At 71.6% G+C, this 17,394-nt stretch carries 22 protein-coding genes and 1 pseudogene; 8 read left to right on the forward strand and 15 right to left on the reverse strand.

Annotation, left to right across the window (positions count from 1 at the left end):
• A pseudogene (locus VGJ24_RS09040) lies at window positions 1-185 on the reverse strand (TrpB-like pyridoxal-phosphate dependent enzyme); the annotation flags it as partial.
• Window positions 186-319: 134 nt separating this feature from the next.
• Between VGJ24_RS09040 and VGJ24_RS09045 the strand changes: the two are divergent.
• Entirely contained in the window at window positions 320-889 is a 570-nt protein-coding gene (locus VGJ24_RS09045; RefSeq protein WP_331500213.1) for a YceI family protein, read from the forward strand.
• A gap of 187 nt (window positions 890-1,076) precedes the next feature.
• Complete coding sequence (locus VGJ24_RS09050; protein ID WP_331500214.1) at window positions 1,077-1,988, forward strand: GNAT family N-acetyltransferase; 912 nt, start codon at window positions 1,077-1,079, stop codon at window positions 1,986-1,988.
• Between the two features lie 134 nt (window positions 1,989-2,122).
• On the opposite strand, the gene VGJ24_RS09055 is transcribed toward VGJ24_RS09050, so the two are convergent.
• Window positions 2,123-2,578 (reverse strand): DUF1707 domain-containing protein, encoded by a 456-nt coding sequence (locus VGJ24_RS09055; protein WP_331500215.1) that lies wholly within the window; start codon window positions 2,576-2,578, stop codon window positions 2,123-2,125.
• A complete protein-coding gene (locus VGJ24_RS09060; RefSeq protein WP_331500216.1) occupies window positions 2,575-3,333 on the reverse strand; it encodes a PadR family transcriptional regulator in 759 nt (252 codons plus the stop codon). Before VGJ24_RS09060 ends, VGJ24_RS09055 begins: the two co-directional genes overlap by 4 nt.
• 149 nt (window positions 3,334-3,482) lie before the next feature.
• Here VGJ24_RS09060 and VGJ24_RS09065 point away from each other — a divergent pair, with 149 nt between their 5' ends.
• A complete protein-coding gene (locus VGJ24_RS09065) occupies window positions 3,483-4,076 on the forward strand; it encodes a maleylpyruvate isomerase N-terminal domain-containing protein (protein WP_331500217.1) in 594 nt (197 codons plus the stop codon).
• A gap of 6 nt (window positions 4,077-4,082) precedes the next feature.
• Here VGJ24_RS09065 and ppc read toward each other — a convergent pair whose 3' ends face one another.
• Window positions 4,083-6,833, reverse strand: coding sequence for a phosphoenolpyruvate carboxylase (ppc, locus tag VGJ24_RS09070; protein WP_331500218.1), 2,751 nt, complete (start codon window positions 6,831-6,833; stop codon window positions 4,083-4,085).
• 44 nt (window positions 6,834-6,877) lie between these two features.
• Here ppc and VGJ24_RS09075 point away from each other — a divergent pair, with 44 nt between their 5' ends.
• From VGJ24_RS09075 to VGJ24_RS09085, 3 genes are all read left to right on the forward strand, one after another.
• Complete coding sequence (locus VGJ24_RS09075; RefSeq protein WP_331500219.1) at window positions 6,878-7,162, forward strand: metal-sensitive transcriptional regulator; 285 nt, start codon at window positions 6,878-6,880, stop codon at window positions 7,160-7,162.
• Between the two features lie 120 nt (window positions 7,163-7,282).
• Complete coding sequence (locus VGJ24_RS09080; protein WP_331500220.1) at window positions 7,283-7,657, forward strand: antitoxin; 375 nt, start codon at window positions 7,283-7,285, stop codon at window positions 7,655-7,657.
• Between the two features lie 43 nt (window positions 7,658-7,700).
• Window positions 7,701-8,378, forward strand: coding sequence for an EcsC family protein (locus VGJ24_RS09085; protein WP_331500221.1), 678 nt, complete (start codon window positions 7,701-7,703; stop codon window positions 8,376-8,378).
• A 33-nt stretch (window positions 8,379-8,411) separates the two neighbouring features.
• On the opposite strand, the gene VGJ24_RS09090 is transcribed toward VGJ24_RS09085, so the two are convergent.
• Window positions 8,412-9,251 carry an alpha/beta hydrolase gene (locus tag VGJ24_RS09090; protein ID WP_331500222.1) on the reverse strand — a complete coding sequence of 280 codons (840 nt, stop codon included), beginning with the start codon at window positions 9,249-9,251 and terminating at the stop codon, window positions 8,412-8,414.
• Window positions 9,244-10,299 (reverse strand): alpha/beta hydrolase, encoded by a 1,056-nt coding sequence (locus VGJ24_RS09095; protein WP_331500223.1) that lies wholly within the window; start codon window positions 10,297-10,299, stop codon window positions 9,244-9,246. The genes VGJ24_RS09090 and VGJ24_RS09095 overlap by 8 nt, the downstream gene beginning before the upstream one ends.
• Before the next feature lie 93 nt (window positions 10,300-10,392).
• On the opposite strand from VGJ24_RS09095, the gene VGJ24_RS09100 reads away from it, so the two are divergent.
• The gene (locus tag VGJ24_RS09100) at window positions 10,393-11,328 is read left to right on the forward strand and encodes a phosphotransferase (protein ID WP_331500224.1); all 936 of its coding nucleotides are present in this window, start codon (window positions 10,393-10,395) and stop codon (window positions 11,326-11,328) included.
• Window positions 11,329-11,547: 219 nt separating this feature from the next.
• Here the strand turns inward: VGJ24_RS09100 and VGJ24_RS09105 are convergent, their stop codons facing one another.
• From VGJ24_RS09105 to VGJ24_RS09130, 6 genes are read right to left on the reverse strand one after another with little or no spacing between them, the layout of a single operon-like run.
• On the reverse strand, window positions 11,548-11,763 hold the full coding sequence (locus tag VGJ24_RS09105; RefSeq protein WP_331500225.1) for a hypothetical protein: 216 nt from the start codon (window positions 11,761-11,763) through the stop codon (window positions 11,548-11,550).
• Between the two features lie 56 nt (window positions 11,764-11,819).
• Window positions 11,820-12,758: an NADP-dependent oxidoreductase gene (locus VGJ24_RS09110; protein WP_331500227.1), complete on the reverse strand. Its 939-nt coding sequence runs from the start codon at window positions 12,756-12,758 to the stop codon at window positions 11,820-11,822.
• Between the two features lie 36 nt (window positions 12,759-12,794).
• A complete protein-coding gene (locus VGJ24_RS09115; RefSeq protein ID WP_331500228.1) occupies window positions 12,795-13,283 on the reverse strand; it encodes a GNAT family N-acetyltransferase in 489 nt (162 codons plus the stop codon).
• A gap of 53 nt (window positions 13,284-13,336) precedes the next feature.
• Window positions 13,337-13,507 (reverse strand): hypothetical protein, encoded by a 171-nt coding sequence (locus tag VGJ24_RS09120; RefSeq protein ID WP_331500229.1) that lies wholly within the window; start codon window positions 13,505-13,507, stop codon window positions 13,337-13,339.
• 20 nt (window positions 13,508-13,527) lie between these two features.
• The gene (locus VGJ24_RS09125; protein WP_331500230.1) at window positions 13,528-13,758 is read right to left on the reverse strand and encodes a hypothetical protein; all 231 of its coding nucleotides are present in this window, start codon (window positions 13,756-13,758) and stop codon (window positions 13,528-13,530) included.
• A gap of 3 nt (window positions 13,759-13,761) precedes the next feature.
• Window positions 13,762-14,145 (reverse strand): cupin domain-containing protein, encoded by a 384-nt coding sequence (locus tag VGJ24_RS09130; protein WP_331500231.1) that lies wholly within the window; start codon window positions 14,143-14,145, stop codon window positions 13,762-13,764.
• Window positions 14,146-14,204: 59 nt separating this feature from the next.
• Between VGJ24_RS09130 and VGJ24_RS09135 the strand changes: the two genes are divergently transcribed.
• Window positions 14,205-14,525 (forward strand): TraR/DksA family transcriptional regulator, encoded by a 321-nt coding sequence (locus VGJ24_RS09135; RefSeq protein ID WP_331500232.1) that lies wholly within the window; start codon window positions 14,205-14,207, stop codon window positions 14,523-14,525.
• Window positions 14,526-14,528: 3 nt separating this feature from the next.
• On the opposite strand, the gene VGJ24_RS09140 is transcribed toward VGJ24_RS09135, so the two are convergent.
• The 3 genes from VGJ24_RS09140 to VGJ24_RS09150 all read right to left on the reverse strand — a co-directional run bounded on the left by VGJ24_RS09140 (window position 14,529) and on the right by VGJ24_RS09150 (window position 17,384).
• Entirely contained in the window at window positions 14,529-15,233 is a 705-nt protein-coding gene (locus VGJ24_RS09140) for an alpha/beta hydrolase (protein WP_331500233.1), read from the reverse strand.
• Window positions 15,234-15,372: 139 nt separating this feature from the next.
• Complete coding sequence (locus VGJ24_RS09145; protein WP_331500234.1) at window positions 15,373-16,635, reverse strand: MFS transporter; 1,263 nt, start codon at window positions 16,633-16,635, stop codon at window positions 15,373-15,375.
• A 53-nt stretch (window positions 16,636-16,688) separates the two neighbouring features.
• Complete coding sequence (locus VGJ24_RS09150) at window positions 16,689-17,384, reverse strand: TetR/AcrR family transcriptional regulator C-terminal domain-containing protein (protein WP_331500235.1); 696 nt, start codon at window positions 17,382-17,384, stop codon at window positions 16,689-16,691.
• Window positions 17,385-17,394: the final 10 nt, after the last annotated feature.

Below are 17,394 nucleotides of genomic sequence, written 5' to 3' on the forward strand. Positions count from 1 at the left end.
CCGGAGACCTCCTGCAGGATCAGGTCCATCGGGAACAGCGGGGTCAGGTCGTCGGGGCCCACCGGCTGTCCGGTGCCCGGGTGCAGCACGGCCGGCGGTGGCGTCGGGAGGTCGTGGAGGATGTTGTACCAGCGCGTCGGCTGGTCGTTCTCGGAGAGATGGATCTGGTGGCGGGAGTCGGGCATGGCTCAGCCTGGCATGCAGGAGTCGACTCCGGCCAGGCGTGACCCGGATCACCTCGGCCGGGGAATACCTGAGGTGGTTGAACGTTGAACTCGGCAAGTGGTTGAAACTTCAATCCCAGGAGGAACCCCAGATCATGACCAACAGCCCGTTCGACCCCGCCACCACCGTCATCGAGGACATTGCGGGTGATTACACCCTCGACGTCGCTCACACCCGCCTCGGCTTCAGCGCGCGACACGCGATGGTCACCACCGTGCGCGGCGCCTTCACGGAGTTCGAAGGCACGGCCCGCGTCGACACCGCGAACCCGGCCAACAGCAAGGTCGAGCTCACCATCAAGGCCGACAGCATCGACACCGGAGTCGCAGACCGCGACGCGCACCTGCGCAGCGCCGACTTCTTCGAGATCGAGTCCCACCCCGAGATCACCTTCACCTCGACGAACGTCGAACGTGACGGCGACGACTGGACGATCACCGGGGACCTGACCATCACCGGCACCACCAAGCCGATCAGCATCGAGTTCGAGTCCACCGGCTCCGCGCGCGACCCGTTCGGCAACCTGCGCATCGGCTTCGAGGGCAGCACCACCCTGTCCCGCAAGGAGTGGGGCCTGACCTGGAACGCCGCGCTCGAGACCGGCGGCTTCCTGGTGTCGGACAAGATCAAGCTCGAGTTCGACATCTCCGCCATCCAGAAGTGAACGCTCACCCGGCACAAGCGCGCGCCGTACAGCGCTGACCTGGCAGAAGTGAACATCTGAGAGCGCCCGACCCGGCAGAAGTGTGAAGAACACTTCTGCCGGGTCGATGTCATTTCGACGCCCACTTGTGACGGGTCGGCGTTAACTGACGTGCGTCCGAGGCCGGTCGATGATCTGATACGGCGCCATGAGCCACCTGAACCTGCCCGAGGGGCTGACCTCCCGGGTCCTGACCCAGAACGACGCGCAGGCGGTGTACGACGTGGCGGCCGCGCAGGAGCAGTCGGACATCGGCAAGACCGAGATCGAGCTGGCCGACATCATCAGCGACTGGGGGCGACCCAGCTGGGACATCGCCACCCACACGATCGGCGTCTTCGACGGCGCACGGATGGTCGGGTACGGCGAGATCACCGGCCACGACCGCGGCGACGCAGCCGTGCACCCCGACTTTCGTCGCCGCGGGATCGGCACCGCGATCGCCGGCTGGATGCAGCAGACCGTGCGGGACCTCGGGGGCACGGGCTACGGCAGCCCGGTGCCGGAGGGGTCGCCCGGCGACCGACTGCTCGAGAAGCTCGGCTATCGCGTCCGCTGGCACAGCTGGGTGCTCGACCTGCCGGAGGGCAAGAAGATCCAGGACCGCCAGCTCCCCGAGGGCTACGCCATCCGCGCGGCCGAGCCCGAGGAGTACCCGAAGTTCCACGACGTCATCGAGGACGCGTTCCTCGAGTGGTCCGAGCGCGACCGTCAGTCGTACGCCGACTTCGAGGCGTCCGTGATCGGCAGGCCCGGCTTCGAGCCTTGGTGCCTGCGCGTCGTGACGGACGCCGGCGGCGAGATCGTCGGCACCGCCTGGGTGATCATGTCACCGGACCCGGTGATGGAGGCCTACGTGCAGGCGCTCGCCGTACGCAAGGACCAGCGGCATCGGGGCCTGGCCCAGGCGCTGCTCGTCGACGCGTTCGCCCGAGGCCGGGAACACGGCGCGCTGCGATCCAGCCTGTCGACCGACTCCCGCACCGGCGCGCTCGGCCTCTATCAGAAGGTCGGCATGGAGGTCGGCGACATCTGGGTGAACCGGGCCATCGGCGTCTGACTGGCCCGAGGTGTGGCCCCTCCGGGGTCGAGGTGTGAGTTCTCCCGGAGAACTCCCACCTCACCGGCGGACAAGTCCCACTTCGGCAGCGGAGAAGTGCCCCTTGGGCGGAAACGCCAGGTCAACAGCATGACTCAGTGCCAGCCGGTCTGGTAGCGGTTACGGCCCCAATGGCCCGAGTGGCCCGAGCGCCCGTGGCGGCGGCGTCGGCGGATGAGCGGCCGGATGAACACGACGTACACGATCGCGGCGATCAGCAGGAACAGCGGGTGGTGGAAGCCCCACCAGATCAGCACGATCGCCACCAGCACCTTGAACGGGAACGGGATGTGCGGCAGCGCCGGCCGCCAGTCCGCCCCGCGTCGGACGGTCGGCTGGGTGCTCGAGCGCGGCGGTGCCTGTGCTCCCACGCGCGGTCGTGGCAGGTCCCGGAAGGCCGGCGCCAGGTCGGCTGCGGTGCGAGCCGACCAGATCTGCTCCAGCCGCTCGGTGTGCTCGTCGACGGTGATCCGCCCCATCGCGAAGTGCTCGCCCAGCTCGCGCGCCGCCGCCTCGCGGTCGGCGTCACCGATGCGCAGTCGGTCGTTCACCACTCCTCCTCACGGTCGCCGAGGTCGTCGACCTCGTCGACCTCGTCGACCTCGTCACCCGGGTGGTCGGCCAGGATCTGGTAGAGCCCTCGCCGCGCTTCGAGCAGGACGCCGATGGCCGCCCGGCGCTGCTCGTCGGTACCGGTCGTGATGATCTGCCAGACCGCGTTCATGACCCGCCCGAGCTCCGGCTTGAGGCTGGCGAAGTCGGCACCGGCCTCGTCGTCGCGGGCCTCACGCCCCTCGCGCCCCTCACGCGCCTCGCGCTGACGGGTGAATGGCGCCCAGACCTCCTCGATCTCGTCCTCGTGCTCGGTGAGGTAGGCGCGGCCGGACGCGGTGAGCTGGACGGTACGTCGACCCCGCTCGTCGTCGCCCTCGAGCAGGCCCTCGTCCTCGAGCTGCGAGATGGTCGGGTACACCGACCCGGGGCTCGGGCGCCACGCTCCCTGGGTGCGCTCGGAGATCTCCTGGATCACCTGGTAGCCGTTCCGCGGCCCGTCGGCGAGCACCGCGAGGATCGCGACACGGACGTCGCCGCGGCGTACCCGCGGACCTCGGGTGTGCTCCTGCTGGGCCAGGCCGAACAGCCCGGTCAGCCAGGGGGGCGGTCCCGAGCGCCGGTTGGGAGGTCCCCACTGCCAGCCGCCCCACTCACCGCCACGTGCACCCCGTCCGCCACGGCCGCCACCGTGGCCGGCGTTCCAGTGCTGCTGGAAGAGCGTCTCGAACTCGCGTCCCCAGTCGCGTCCCATGCGGTGTCCCTCCGGTGTTGAATGTCAGGAGCGAAACGTTCGGTGAACGTATCGCCGAACGCTCGCGATATATCGCGACAGTACGCGAGCTTGACGCGTCAGACAAGGGCCTTCTCGACCCGTTGCGATCTCGGCCCTAGGTTGGCGCCATGACCGACTGGGGTGAGGTGTACCGGGCCAACATCGACGCCGTCACGGCCCTCGCGGAGGGCCTGTCGACCGAGCAGCTGTCGACCCGGGTGCCGGCGACACCCGACTGGACGGTGCACGACCTGCTCGCGCACCTCGCGGGCTCTCCTGCCGACGCGTTGAGCGGCCGGATGGACGGCGCCCCCGGGCCGGACTGGACCGAGCGGCACGTCGGCGAGCGCGCTGCACACACCACAGCCGGCCTCGTCGCCGAGGTGCGCGGGAGCGTCGACGCCGTCGTCGCGAGTCTTGACGGCAACGACCGGCCGGCCCTGGTCTGGAACGCCGCCGTGCACCACGCGGACCTCCACGAGGCCCTGGCCAAGGGTGCGCCACCGCAGCAGATGTGGCGGCCGGTGGTCGAGGCGATGACGCCATCCCTCGGCGAGCACGTCGACGCCCTGGCCGGGGTCTCGGACTACGAGAAGTTCCGGATGTTCTTCTCCCGTCGGTCCCGGTCGCAGACCGCCGCGTGGGGCACGGGGCTCGACCAGGGAACGCTCGACGGGTTCAGCATCTTCGGACCTCGGGACGACGACCAGCCGATCCCCTGACCAGGATCAGCCGGTGTTGCGCATGCCGGCGGCGATGCCGTTGATGGTCAGCAGCAGGGCGCGTTCCAGGGCCGCGTCGTCCTCGCCCCGTCGGTAGCGACCGAGCAGCTCGATCTGCAGGTGGTGAAGCGGTTCGAGGTAGTTCTCGCGGATCTCCAGGGTGGTGCGCAGCGTCGGCTCCCGGTCGAGCAGCGCCTCGTCGCCGGTGACGGCCAGGACGCGCTCGACGGTGAGGTCGAACTCCGCCCGGATCCGGTCCAGCAGCGGGCGCAGCGGCTCGGGCGCCAGCGCGGCATACCGGGCCGCGAGGTCGAGATCGGTCTTGACCAGCGTCATCGAGACGTTGCCCAGGAACGTGCGGAAGAACGGCCAGTCGGCGTACATCTCCCGCAGCGCATCGAGGTCCCCGTCGTGAGAGGCCGCCGCGAGGCCGCTGCCGACGCCGTACCAGCCGGGGACGATCTGGCGGGACTGCGTCCACCCGAACACCCACGGGATCGCGCGGAGGTCGTCGATGCCGGTGTCGGCGCCGGGACGTCGGGAGGGTCGCGACCCGATGTGGAGAGCGCCGAGCAGGTCCACCGGGGTCGAGGTGAGGAAGTACTCCGCGAGGCCGGGCTCCTCGACGAGGCGGCGGTAGCGCGCATGGGCGGCGTCGGAGATGCGGTCCATCGCCGCATCCCAGCGCCTCGCCTGCCCGGGCGTGCGCCGGTCGGTGCGGTGCAGCACGCTCGCCTCGACGGTGGCCGCCAGCGCGAGCTCGAGGTTCTGCCGGGCCAGAGCGGGCAGCGCGTACTTGTCGCTGATCACCTCGCCCTGCTCGGTGATCTTGACCTCGCCGTCGACGGTTCCCGACGGCAGCGCCATGATCGCGTCGTACGTCGGGCCCCCGCCGCGGCCGACCGAGCCGCCACGGCCGTGGAAGAACCGCAGGCGTACGCCGTACCGTCGGGCGACGTCGCGGGCCCGCCGCTGGGCGCGCTGGATCTGCCATTGCGAGGTCGTGATGCCGCCCGCCTTGTTGGAGTCGGAGTACCCGAGCATCAGCTCCTGCACGTCCCCGCGGAGGCGCAGCAGCTCGCGGTACGACGCGTCGGCGAACAGCGCGTCGAGGATGAACTCGGTCTGCTCGAGCTCGTCGACGGTCTCGAGCAACGGCACGAACCCGATCCGGGCGACGCCGGAGCCGAGGTCCACCAGTCCCGTCTCGCGGGCCAGCACGGCGGCTGCCAGCACGTCGTCGGCGTCGCGGGTCATCGAGACGATGTAGCTCTCGACCGCGCGCGGACCGAGCTCGTCGAGCGCCCACCGGATCGCGCGGAACGTCTCGGCGGTGACGGAGGCGTCCTCGTCGAGCGGCAGTGGACTCCGGGCGAGCGGCCGACGGCTGGCGAGCTCCTCGCTCAGCACCTTCATCCTGGTGGCCCGGTCCAGCTCTTGGTACGGCGTGCCGAGCTCGCCGACGCGGTCGAGCAGCTGCCCGACCGCGTGGTGGTGCTTCTCCGCGTGCTCGCGGACGTCGAGCGTGGCCAGGGTGAGCCCGGTGGCGGCGACGGTGCGGACCAGGCGCTCGACCTCGCCGCCGGCCACGACCGGTCCCTGGTGCTCGAGGACCGAGCGGCGCAGCACCAGGAGGTCGTCGAGCAGCTCGGTGTCGTCGGCGTAGTCACGCCCGTCGGCGTGCCGGCCGCCGCCGAGCAGGCGCTGCTCGGTCAGACCGAGGCGCACGTGGACGCAGGTGAGGAAGAGGCGGTAGGGCTCCTCGGCGTTCAGCCGCCGGTAGCGCGGCTCGACCTCGGGAAGTCCGGGCAGCCGCCGATCGAGCCGGTCGAGCAGGTCGTCGGAGACGGCGCCGACCCGGCTGCTCACCGAGAGATCGCGACGTACCCGGTCCACCAGCGTGCGCAGCAGCCGGATGCCGTGCACGGCCTGGAGGGTCAGCACCTCGCGCGTCGTCGCCGGGGTGACGTGAGGGTTCCCGTCGCGGTCGCCACCGACCCAGCTTCCGAAGCGGAGCGGCCGCACGTCGGGCGGGAGGCCGACGCCGATCGTGGCGAGCTGGTCGCGCAGCTCCTCGAGCACGTCCGGCAGCGCCGCCCCCGACAGGCCCTCGAGGTAGTAGACGATGTTGCGCGCCTCGTCGGTGGGGTCGGGCGGCTCGACCCGGATCTCGTCGGTGAGCCAGAGCAGCTCGATGGCCTCCTCGAGACGGCGGGTACGGCGCGGGGTGTCCGGCTCCTCGAGCAGCGCGGCGACCCGCCGCAGCTTGTCGATCGTCGAACGCCGCGCGACCTCGGTCGGGTGCGCGGTGAACACCGGCCGGACGCCGACCTGGCACAGAATCTCGCCGACCTCTTCCGACGCGATGCCGGCGTCGGCGATGCGAGCGACCGCCTGCTCGATCCAGCCGCCTTCCTCCTCCCGCGCCCGGGTCAGCGCGCGGCCGCGGTGGACCTGCTCGGTGATGTTCGCCAGGTGGAAGTACGCCGTGAACGCCCGCACCAGCCGGGTCACCGTCGCCAGGTCGAAGTCCGGCAGCTCGGCGAGCCGCCCCTCCTTCGCGTGTCCGCGCACCCGCTCGACCAGGTCCAGCAGGTCCTGGCCCTCGGTACGGGCCAGGGTCTCGCCCAGGATCGACGTCACGCGACGGATGTCGCGGCGCAGCGCTCGGTCCGGTGACGGGCTCGGCGTACTCGTCTCCTCGACCATGTCTCCCATCGTCACCGCTGCCCGGCGTCCCGGTGCTGCGGCGTTCACGGACCGAACGTCGCCGGGATACCCCTCCCGGGTACAGTGGCCCCATGGAGCACCCCGGCTACGTCAGCGACAAGGACGACGTGCTGAAGCGACTGCGGCGCATCGAGGGTCAGGCCCGCGGGCTGCAGCGGATGGTCGAGGAGGAGCAGTACTGCATCGACATCCTCACGCAGGTCTCGGCGATGACCAAGGCTCTGCAGGCGGTCGCGCTGAACCTCCTCGACGACCACCTCGCGCACTGCGTCCGCGACGCGGTCGCCACCGGCGTGGGCGCCGACGAGAAGCTGACCGAGGCTTCCGACGCGATCGCGCGACTCGTCCGCTCCTGATCGGGCTGTGGGGAGTCCGAGCGGCCCGAGGCCCGGTTCGGGGTCGGCTCCGGGACCTGCCCGGTTGGGTGAGGCGCGCGGGACGGGCAGGATGGAGGCTTCAGACACCCAGGAGGTGCCATGTCCGACCAGCCGCCCGACCAGTCCTCGCACGACCCCTCGGAGAGGCCGCCGCTCCACGAGACGATCCGGGCGAAGATGGAGGAGTACGAGGTCGAACGCCACCTCACCGAGATCGCGAGCTCGCTGGAGCACGCCGTACGCCAGGGTGTCGCGAAGGCCGGGGAGCTGGCCCACGAGCACAAGGGCGACCTCGAGCGGCTGTTCGACAAGGCCGCCAGTGCCCTCGACAGCCGTACCGACGGCAAGCACGCGGACACGATCAGCCAGGTGCGCGGATCGTTGGAGCGCGGGGTCGAGAAGATCGCCGACCAGCGGCCCGGTGACGCGCCCGGCGAGCCGCCGGCCTCCGACGTACCGCCGAGCAACGGGTGACCGCCTCGTGTCGCTGAAACGCACCGACCCCGACCCTCTCCCGGTGCCGGACCAGCGCGGCGACGACGGGATCGTCGGCCGCCTGGTGCAGGTGCTGCTCGATGCCGGGATCGACGGGCTGGGCCCGCTCAAGTCGGCGCGCGAGCTGGCCGACGTGGCACGCCTCGAGACGCGCACGACGGAAGGTGCGGTCAAGAAGATCGTGCGCTCGCACGTCGTCAAGGGGGGCGTCGGAGGGTTCGTGACCAGCGTCGGCGGCTTCGTGACGATGCCGGTCGCGCTGCCGGCGAACGTCATCGAGTTCTACGTCGGCGCCACCCGGATGGTGGCCGCGATCGCGAACCTCAAGGGGTACGACGTGGACGACCCGCAGGTGCGGACCGCCGTACTGCTGACCCTGGTCGGCTCCGAGGCGGACGACGTGCTGGCCAAGGCCGGCCTCACCGGCGGGTCCGGCGGCTCCGGCAAGGTGGTCGGACTGGTCGGCCAGCAGCTGCCGCCGGCCGCCCTGCTGATCCTGAACAAGGCCATCGCCTTCCGCTTGCTCCGCGGCTTCGGCGAGAAGGCGTTCTCGCGCCTCGGCCGGGGGATCCCCCTCGCCGGTGGTGTCCTCGGCGGCGGCATCGACGTGTGGATGATGAAGCGGATCGCCGACCACGCGATGGGTGAGTTCCCGCCCGTGGACTCGACTTCAACGGTCGTCCGCCCGGGCGGCTACTAGAACATCCGCTCAGGCGGACGACCCGCGGGGCCGTCAACCCACGTCCCGCACCGCCTGCGCGACCGCTGCGGCACCGCGACGGCTGAGCACGATCGTGTAGTGGTTGACGTCCGGGACGTGGCGGATGTCGAGGTCGGGCCAACGCACGGCGTACTCGTCGACCGTCGGCCGCGGGTAGAGCCCGGGTGGGTCGTCGGCGAAGCCGCGTGACGCGTGGAGGAAGACCCGTGGCGGCATCGGCTCGTCCAGGGCATCGGCGAACGCCGTCCCCTGGACCATGTCGATCTGGTCTGACTCGACGACGTCGGCGTCCGCCGACGGGCGGCCCGGCGCCTCGGGGAGGTCGTAGTCGGCGTACTCCTCGGTCTCGGGCGTCCAGTCCCGCGCGAACGCCGGGTGCCCGCGGAACCAGTCGCGGTAGCCCTCGCGGGTGTACGTCGTCAGCAGCCGCTGCTTGATCGGCCGGAGGCCGGCGAGCGTCGCCTCCTCGTCCGCGGCCGGGAAGGGGAGGCCACCGTCGACCAGGACCAGGCCGCGGACCAGGTCGGGACGGCGTGCCGCCAGGACGGTCGCGACGAAGCCGCCCATCGAGTGGCCGACCACCACGAGTGGGACGCCGCCGGTCGCCTCGACGACAGCGGCACAGTCCTCGGCATGCTGGGCGATCCCGGTCGGTCCCGGAAGCCGGTTGGAGCGACCGCGGCCACGGAGGTCGGGTGCGAAGACCGCCTGGTCGAGCGCTCCGGCCAGGAAGGGCCACGACCGCGACGACGAGGTGATGCCGTGGATCGCGAGCACCGGGGCGCCGGTGCCGGACCACGCCGCGACCCGCAGTGTCCCGCCGGAGACGGGGACGTCGAGCGGGTCAGGCATCGGCCATCGTCCGCTCGATCTCGGCGGCCACGACGTCGGGCACCTCGAGCGGGATCCCGTGACCGACCCCGTCGAGAACGACCTCACGCCACCTCCCGCCGTTGCCGGCGTACCGCTCCAGCACGCTGCGCAGCTGGGTCTCCATCGGCTGCGGCGGCATCGAGTCCGCGCCCGGCCAGCCGGGTACGACGCCGAGCTCGCCGAGGGTGGCCAGGTCGAACATCGACCGGTCCGAGACCACCTGGTCCGCAGTGGCGCGGAGCCAGGTGATCGGCGGGCCGTCGCGCAGGTCGCCGAACGCGCTCGTGTCGCAGTACTTGCCGGACATCGTGTTCATCACGCCCCGCGTGCCGGGACCCGTGTTCGGCCAGTGCTCCGACGACAGCGCGTCGCCGGGATAGTGGTCGTCGCCGACGGTGGTGCCGAGCAGCTCGGACACCAGGAAGTCCTCGTCGACGTTCGGTCGGTTGGCGCCCGGGCCGAAGAACGTCAGCAGGACCTCACGGGGCGCGCTGATCGGGTCGTCGCTGCCGCCGTCGCGCTCGGCCAGCCGGCGCACGAAGTCGGGAGCGGCGGTGCCGCCGCCGGTGCCGGCCCAGTCGGGCGTGCACGGCTGACCGTCCGCGCCCCGACAGCCGCCGAATCCGTACGGCGAGAGCGGTGCCATCAGCGTCACGCTGGCGAGGTCGCGGGGGTGGTCGATCAGGTATTGCTGGAGCACCCCGCCCCCCATCGACCAGCCGGCGGCGTGGACGTCGCCGCGGCCGCTGAGACCCAGCGTCTCGAGCAGGTCGTGCACGTCGTCGGACATGTCCCGCAGCCCGCGGGTCGCGTCGACCGGCTTCGGCTCGGTGCGCCCGAACGACCGGAGGTCCGGCGCGATCACCCGCACGTCCGCCGGCAGCCGCTGCGCGACGTACCTCCAGAAGCCGCCGGTGGTGATGTTCCCGTGGACGAGGAGGAGCGGTGTGCCGTCTGCCGGTCCACTCGTCCAGACGTACTGACCCAGTCGCGGGGTGTCGACCATCGAGCCGGCGAAGTCGGTCATGGGCTCAGGTCTATCACCGGCCGGCGTACCCGGGACGCGATGTCATGGGAACCCGGTCGACAGCGCGGTCCTTGGTCCGGTGGGGTGGTGGTCATGACGCGGATGCACGAGGACGAGATCGAGGTCGACGAGGACCTGGTCCGCCGGCTCCTCGCCTCACTCTCACCGGCGTACGACGGACTCTCGCTGCGCCGCTTCGCGTCCACGGGCTCGACCAACGCCTTGTTCCGGCTCGGCGAGGACCTCCTCGTGCGGGTGCCGCGTCAGCCCGGCGGGACGACGACGATCGAGAAGGAGCAGCGCTGGCTCCCGTACGTCGCGCACGTGATCCCGGTCGCGGTTCCCGAGGTCGAGGTCGTCGGCGAGCCGGTAGCGGGCTACTCCGAGAAGTGGTCCGTCGTCCGGTTCCTCGACGGGGCCGTACCTACCCTGCCCGAGGACGGCGAGCCTCCGCGGCACGACCTCGCCCGCGACCTCGCCGCGGTCGTGAACGCGCTGGGCGGTCTCGAGGTCCCACCGGAGGCGCTCGCCGATCCGGCGCTCCACTGGTACCGCGGGGACCCGTTGGCGGCCATGGACGACGACATGCGGGTGTACCTGCGGGAGTGCCGCGACCTCCCCGACCTGCGCCTCGACCTGGCCGCCGCCGAGCGGGTGTGGGCCGAGACGTCGGGGATGCCCGAGGCGGGCCGCGTGGTCGATCCGCGCTGGTACCACGGCGACCTCAACGCCGAGAACCTGCTGGTCCGCGACGGGCGCCTGGTCGCCGTGCTCGACTTCGGCGGGCTCTCGGTCGGCGACCCGACCAACGACCTCTCGGTGGCCTGGCAGCTGCTGGACCCGGCCGCTCGCGAGACCTTCCGCAGCGCGCTCGGGGTCGACGACGTCAGCTGGCGCCTGGCGCGCGGCTGGGCTCTGGTGCTGGCGATGATGGGCCAGCCGTACTACTGGCACACCATGCCCGAGCGGTGCCTGCGCGGTGCCCACACGGCGCGGGCCGTGATCGCCGACGCGGCCTCGGGCTCCTAGCGTCTGGCGCGCCATCGCAGCGGGTCCACCGTGGGCGGATGGCGACGGCGCAGGCGCAGGGCCTCCCGAGGACGCAGTGCACGAGCGGGTCGGGGCGACTGGTCGGTCGTCGACATCCTGCGACATCTGGTCTTCGTCCACGACGCACGGGTCGCCCACGCCCGGGGCGCTACCCGGTACGCCGGTTCGCGCGCGACCTGGCCGTGGTCTTGGCGCGACTCAGCGGGAGTTGAGCCAGAACAAGGCGGTCAGCAGGACGATGAAGACCAGCAGGCAGAGGACGACCCAGCGGTAGACCCCGAACCCGCGGGTCCGCAGCTGCTGCTCCCGTGCGACGTCCCCGACCCGCTTGGCCTTGAGGATCTGGGCGGCGAGCGCGAACCGGTAGGCGACGTACCCGCCACCCACCAGGATGATCACCACCCGCCAGAGCATGTCCGGAGCATCGCACGTCACCTCGCCGGCGATCGCCGGATCGGAGCGCGCTTCCCTCAGGGCACCAGCGCGAGCTTGCCGCCGGGGTGCTTGCCCTGCAGCACCTCGGCGGCGGTGAGCGCTTCCTCGAGCGGGTACGTCGCGGCGACGGGCACCTCCAGCTTGCCCGCGCCGGCCGCCTCGATGAGCTCGGCGCGGACGGAGTCGCGGTACGCCTTGCTGGCCGGCCTGCCACCCCAGATCCGGTGGTAACCGTCCGCGGCGGCCCGATCGCCGGGCGCCACGATCGACACCATCCGACTGCGGTGGGAAACGAGCGCAAGGGACACCGCAAGCGCCTCGTCGCTCCCGATGCAGTCCAGAGCCGCGGCCACACCTTCAGGGGCCGCGGTCCGCACGCGCTGCCCGAGCCCGTCGCCGTGCGCGACCGGCTCGCCGCCGTAGCGACGTACGACGTCGAAGCGGGCCGGACTCGCCGTCCCGACCACCCGCGCGCCTAGCAGCGCGGCCTGCTGGAGCAGCATCACCCCCACCGCACCCGACGCACCGTGCACGAGGACGGTCTCACCGGACCCCACGCCGGTCACGTGCAGCATCTCGGAGGCGGTGGTGGCGGCCAGCAGCAGGTTCGCGGCCTGCTCGAAGGAGACGCCCGGCGGCTTGGCGAACACATCCTGCGCGGGGATGGTCAGCTCGGAGGCCCAGCCACCGCGCACCCGGAACGCCAGCACCTCGTCACCGACCGCGCCGTATCCGGAGGCCAGCTCGGTGTCCGGACCGATCGCCGTCACCACACCGGCGACCTCGTAGCCCACCGGCCGAGGGAAGTCGTCGGGGTTGTTGCCCTCGGCGACGTGCTTGGCGTCGGCCGGGTTGAGCCCCGATGCGCGCACCACCACGTTCACCTCGCCGCGCCCGGGAGCCGGCACGTCGACGTCCACCAGCTCGAACACCTCGAGCCCTCCGGGACGATGGGCGATCCAGTGGCGGGCCATGGCGGGCCAACGGTCACGCGACCGCGGCCATTCCCCTCAGGGTCGGGGTCGGCCTCCGAGCGGCGCGAGCCGGAGCACGTACGCCGGCGGCGGGTCCTCGCGCGGCACGAACCCGAGGCCGGAGAAGAGTCGGTGCCAGGCGTCGTTCCCCGGAAGGACCTCGCGCACACGCAGCTCGCTCCACCCAAGGACCCGCGCCCGGTCCACCAGCCGCAGGGTCACGCGTCGCCCGATGCCCTGGCCGCGGGCACCCGGCGCGACCACGATCGGCAGGGTGTCGGGCGCGAGCGTCACATCGCCCACGGCCTGCCAGGCGTCGCGGATGCGTCGCTCGATCAGGTAGACCTCGCCCTGCGCCGCCAGGGACTCATACATCGCGGCCACGCGCTCGCGTGTGTACGGCGGGTCCCCCGGCCCATCGACGAGCGCAACCGTCTCGGGGTCGCGGTACCAGGGCCAGGCCAGGTCGACGTCCGCGTCGCCCGCGAACGCACGCAGGCGCAGCTCGTCATCGACGTCTAGCACGACGCCTGGCCCACGGCGCGCTACCGGCTCCGACACCCGCACGGCCCTCCCTGTCAGCTCGCGAAAAGCTCGTCGAGCATCCGGTCGGCTGCGCCGACACCGATCGAGAGGTGTCGATGACCCCGCCTGCCGGCCGGGAAGTCCAGCCCTTCGGCGTCGTACGGCGCCACGCCGGCGATCACCAGCGCGCCGCGGACCCGGTCGGGCAGGGTGATGGTGGACATGGGTCCTCTTCGGCTCGTGGTCAGAAGTCGCGGCGGCCGCGCAGCGAGTCGCCGCGGTCGGCGCGGAGGTGCTCCGCGAACAGCACGGGCGGTCCGTGACCGGGCTCCACACAGGCAACCCGGGTCTGGAAACGCTCCACCGCGAAGACCGGCTCGGCGCCGAGGCGTTCGGTCCAGTGCGCGAGGTCGGCGGCCGCGTCGCGGCTCGGGCAGTACACGAAGTCGAGCGGACCGAGTGTCAGGCGGTCCATCGCCTAGGCCGGGCCGTCGACGTTGTACGTCGGCTCGCCCGTGCCGCAGCGGACGATCACCGCGCGGCCTGGCTCGTCGGACGGGTTCGATTCGCGATGGATGGCGCCGGCCGGGACGCGCAGGAAGTCACCGGGTCCGGCCTCGACGACGTCCGAGCCGCCGGGACCCGACTCCATCCGCATCCGTCCGCTCACGACGTAGAGCGTCGTCTCGTACTCGCCGTGGTGGTGCCAGCCGGACGTGGCGTGCGGCTCGGTGTCGACCGTGCCGGTCCACATCCCGTCGGCGTGCATCGCCACCTGCCGGCTCATGCCAGGCGTCGGGTCGGATGCGGTCAGCTCGTCGGCCCCGACGAGCGAACAGGGCTGCGCGGGATCTCGGCTCACCCGATCAGGCTATGCGTTCGCGAGGATGGTCGTCACCAGCGCGGTCCTACGCTGGCGGGGTGCACGAGGACGCCGACCGGCTGCTCGCCGAACGCGAGGCGCAGCTGGAGTCCGAGCTGGTCGAGCTCACGAAGCCGACCGGCGAGGTCGGCACGATCTCGTTCGGCAAGCGGATCGGCGACGGCACCTCGATGGCGGTGGACCGGCTGGCGGCGGTCTCGACGCAGGAGCACCTGCTGACCATGCTCGACGAGGTACGACGCGCGCGGCGCTGCGTCGCCGACGGCCGTTACGGGATCTGCGAGGTGTGCGGCGAGCCGATCCCCGAGGGCAGGCTCGAGGCGCGACCATGGGCCACCCGGTGCGTCGCCCACAGTTGAGACTCAGATCCGGGCGGCCGCCTCGAGGATCACCCGCGCGGCGTCGTCGACCCGGCTGAACTGCGGCCAGTGGCCGGAGTGGAGGTCGACCCACTCGACGTTGCGAAGCCGGGCGATCTCCTCCGTGCCGGACTCGCCGGCGTCGGTCCACTCCTTGAGCTGGGCCGCGTCGTACTCCGCGGTGACCATCGTGACCGGCAGGTCGTAGCGGGCGTCCTGCCCGAACGACAGCCCGTCGATGACGGCGTGGAGCGGCGACGGCACGGATCCCTCGCGGATGCGACCGCGCAGGTCGTCGTCGAGATCAGCGACCATCTCGTCGTCGAAGAAGTCCCAGGCGGGGAGCGGCACGTCGTCACCGTCGACCGGGAACATCGACTCGGACTGCTCGGGGATGCCGGGTTCACTGGCCATGAAGACGACCCCCGCGGTGCGGTCGAGGCGCGCGGCGGCGGCCGCCCAGGCGAGCACGCCACCCATCGAGTGCCCGACGAGCAGGGCCTTCGCATCGCCGGGCACGTCGTCGATCGCAGAAACCACGGCGTCGACGTGGTGCTGCCGGGTGACGCGAGATCTGTCGGCGTCGACCGCCTCCATGCCGGGAAGGGTGAGCGCGTGGGTCGTGTGCCCGGCGGCCTCCAGCCGCGGGACGACGTCGTCCCACGATCGAGCGGTCAGCCACAGGCCCGGGATCAGGATGATGTCCATGGCGTAGACCGTATGTCGCACCACCGACAGACAGCTCTTCCCCGGTCGTCCGCCCCACTGGACCTTCTAGTGGCCGGTCAGGCGGACGACCCAGCGAGCTCCTTCGGTCGTCCGCCCGGGTGGAGGTTCTAGTGGCCGGTCAGGCGGACGACCCGGCGATGGCGGGGGCGCGGGGGAGGTGGCGGACCGACGGGATGGAGACCACGACCAGTGCGGCGGTGATCCCGACGATCGTCATCATCATCAGTGTCGGGTAGATGCCGACGATCGCAGCCATGCCGCCGACCACCACGTTGCCGAGCGGGATCATCCCGGTGGACGCCAGGTAGTCGTAGCTGGAGACCCGTGACAACGAGGTCGGCGGGATGTGCTCGCCCAGCGATGTCTCCCAGAGCGTGAACATCCCGGTCACGCAGATGCCGGTGAGCAACTCGAGCAGCCCGATCCCCCACACCGGCAGGTGGCTGCCGATGATCGCCGCCTGGCAGGACGCGCCCACCAGCATCAGGGCCCCGACCCGCAGGGCGTACGCCGGGCGCCACAGCAGGAGCAGGATGTCACCGAGGATGTTCCCGATCCCGAACAGTGCGGTCACCACCGCCCACGACCGGGCGCCGTCGTAGTGGTCCTGCATCAGCACCGGTCCGACCACGAAGATCGCCGGCAGCACGATCGCGTGGTACACCGAGAAGCCGCCGAGGTAACCGACCACCCAGCTCCGCGAGCGGACCTCCTGCCACCCCTCGTGCAACGACGAGCGGAACGACGGGGGCGCGGCCTGCTCGTCGTCAACGGCGGCCTGCGCCACGACAGCCGGGCGTAGCGGCAGCAGGAGCAGCACCGAGACCAGGAACGTCGCGGCGTCGAAGACCAGCGCGGAGCCCGGGCCACCGGCGAAGCCGATCAGCACCCCCGCGATCACCGGACCGGCGACGTTCGCCAGGGAGAAGGTGAGCCCGCGCAGGGCATTGGCGGGTTGGAGGTTGCCCGGACTGACGGTGGTCGGCAGCAGCCCGCTGAACGCGGGTGCGAAGAACGCGTCGGCGGCGCCGAAGATCGCGGCGAGTACGACGAGGTGGGTGACCTCGGCGTGCCCGGAGAGCAGCAGGACCGCGGCGACGGTCTGGGTGACCAGCCGGACCGCGTCGGAGCCGATCAGGATCCGCTTGCGCTCCCACCGGTCCGCCCAGACCCCGGCCGGGACCGCGAGCACCACGAACGGCAGGAACTGCGCGGTCGACGTGATCGCGACGTCGCGGACGCCGCCGCCGACCGAGAGGACCGCGAACGGCAGCGCGACACTGGTGACCCGGTCGCCGAGCACGGAGAGCACCTGACTGCCGAACAACAGCCGGTACTGCGGCTCCTCCCGCAGCACGGTCGGGACGAGTCGACGGGCCACGAGGGGTCAGCATCCCCGACGGTCGCGCCTTTGTCGCGGGTATTCCCGGACGGTCAGGCGGAGGTCCGCTTGACCTTTCGCATCAGGGCGAGGGCGCCCTCGATGTAGAGGTCGACCCCGAAGGAGTAGTACGCCGGCACGTCGTCGCAGTTGGTCAGCGGCTCGGCTGCCGCGCGGATGTGCGGGTAGAGGTCGGCGGGGAGGGTCTCGATGTGCGAGCGCTTCTGCGCGAGCAGGTCGTCGCGCTCCTCCTGGGCCGCCTGGCTCTCGGAACCCGGGAGCTGGGTGACCAGCATCATCGCCGTCTGCAGGCCCATCCGCGCGAGGTCGGCGGCCTGCTCGCGGGAGAAGCCGGCGTCCTCGAGGAGGGTCAGCGTGAACTCCGTGAGACGGAGTCCCGGCTCGCTGACCAGGATCCGCGGGAAGACCAGGCCGGCCGCGGCGGGGTGCTGGGAGAGGTGCTCGATCAGGGTCTCCACGACGCCACGCAGCTGGCTCGACCAGGACCCGGTCGCGGGCGGTGGCGTCACGTCGGCGAGCAGGGCGTCGCCCATGGCGGCCAGGAGCTCTTCCTTGTTCGCGACGTGCCAGTACAGCGCCATCGGCGTCACGCCGAACTCCTGCGCGATACGGCGGATCGTCACCGCGTCGGGGCCTTCGATGTCCATCACGGTCAGCGCGCGCTCGACGATCGCCGCGCGGCTGAGGTCGGTCCTGGTCGCGGTCGCGATGGCGGTACGGGGGCTCATGAGCAGAACT

The sequence above is a fragment of the Nocardioides sp. genome, from assembly GCF_036493135.1.
Lineage (GTDB): Bacteria > Actinomycetota > Actinomycetes > Propionibacteriales > Nocardioidaceae > Nocardioides.

Coding starts and splice junctions, on each gene's coding strand:
- VGJ24_RS09045 (WP_331500213.1), top strand. CDS start 320: ATGACCAACAGCCCGTTCGACCCCGCCACCACCGTCATCGAGGACATT.
- VGJ24_RS09050 (WP_331500214.1), top strand. CDS start 1,077: ATGAGCCACCTGAACCTGCCCGAGGGGCTGACCTCCCGGGTCCTGACC.
- VGJ24_RS09060 (WP_331500216.1), bottom strand. CDS start 3,333: ATGGGACGCGACTGGGGACGCGAGTTCGAGACGCTCTTCCAGCAGCAC.
- VGJ24_RS09065 (WP_331500217.1), top strand. CDS start 3,483: ATGACCGACTGGGGTGAGGTGTACCGGGCCAACATCGACGCCGTCACG.
- VGJ24_RS09075 (WP_331500219.1), top strand. CDS start 6,878: ATGGAGCACCCCGGCTACGTCAGCGACAAGGACGACGTGCTGAAGCGA.
- VGJ24_RS09080 (WP_331500220.1), top strand. CDS start 7,283: ATGTCCGACCAGCCGCCCGACCAGTCCTCGCACGACCCCTCGGAGAGG.
- VGJ24_RS09090 (WP_331500222.1), bottom strand. CDS start 9,251: ATGCCTGACCCGCTCGACGTCCCCGTCTCCGGCGGGACACTGCGGGTC.
- VGJ24_RS09095 (WP_331500223.1), bottom strand. CDS start 10,299: ATGACCGACTTCGCCGGCTCGATGGTCGACACCCCGCGACTGGGTCAG.
- VGJ24_RS09100 (WP_331500224.1), top strand. CDS start 10,393: ATGACGCGGATGCACGAGGACGAGATCGAGGTCGACGAGGACCTGGTC.
- VGJ24_RS09105 (WP_331500225.1), bottom strand. CDS start 11,763: ATGCTCTGGCGGGTGGTGATCATCCTGGTGGGTGGCGGGTACGTCGCC.
- VGJ24_RS09110 (WP_331500227.1), bottom strand. CDS start 12,758: ATGGCCCGCCACTGGATCGCCCATCGTCCCGGAGGGCTCGAGGTGTTC.
- VGJ24_RS09120 (WP_331500229.1), bottom strand. CDS start 13,507: ATGTCCACCATCACCCTGCCCGACCGGGTCCGCGGCGCGCTGGTGATC.
- VGJ24_RS09125 (WP_331500230.1), bottom strand. CDS start 13,758: ATGGACCGCCTGACACTCGGTCCGCTCGACTTCGTGTACTGCCCGAGC.
- VGJ24_RS09140 (WP_331500233.1), bottom strand. CDS start 15,233: ATGGACATCATCCTGATCCCGGGCCTGTGGCTGACCGCTCGATCGTGG.
- VGJ24_RS09150 (WP_331500235.1), bottom strand. CDS start 17,384: ATGAGCCCCCGTACCGCCATCGCGACCGCGACCAGGACCGACCTCAGC.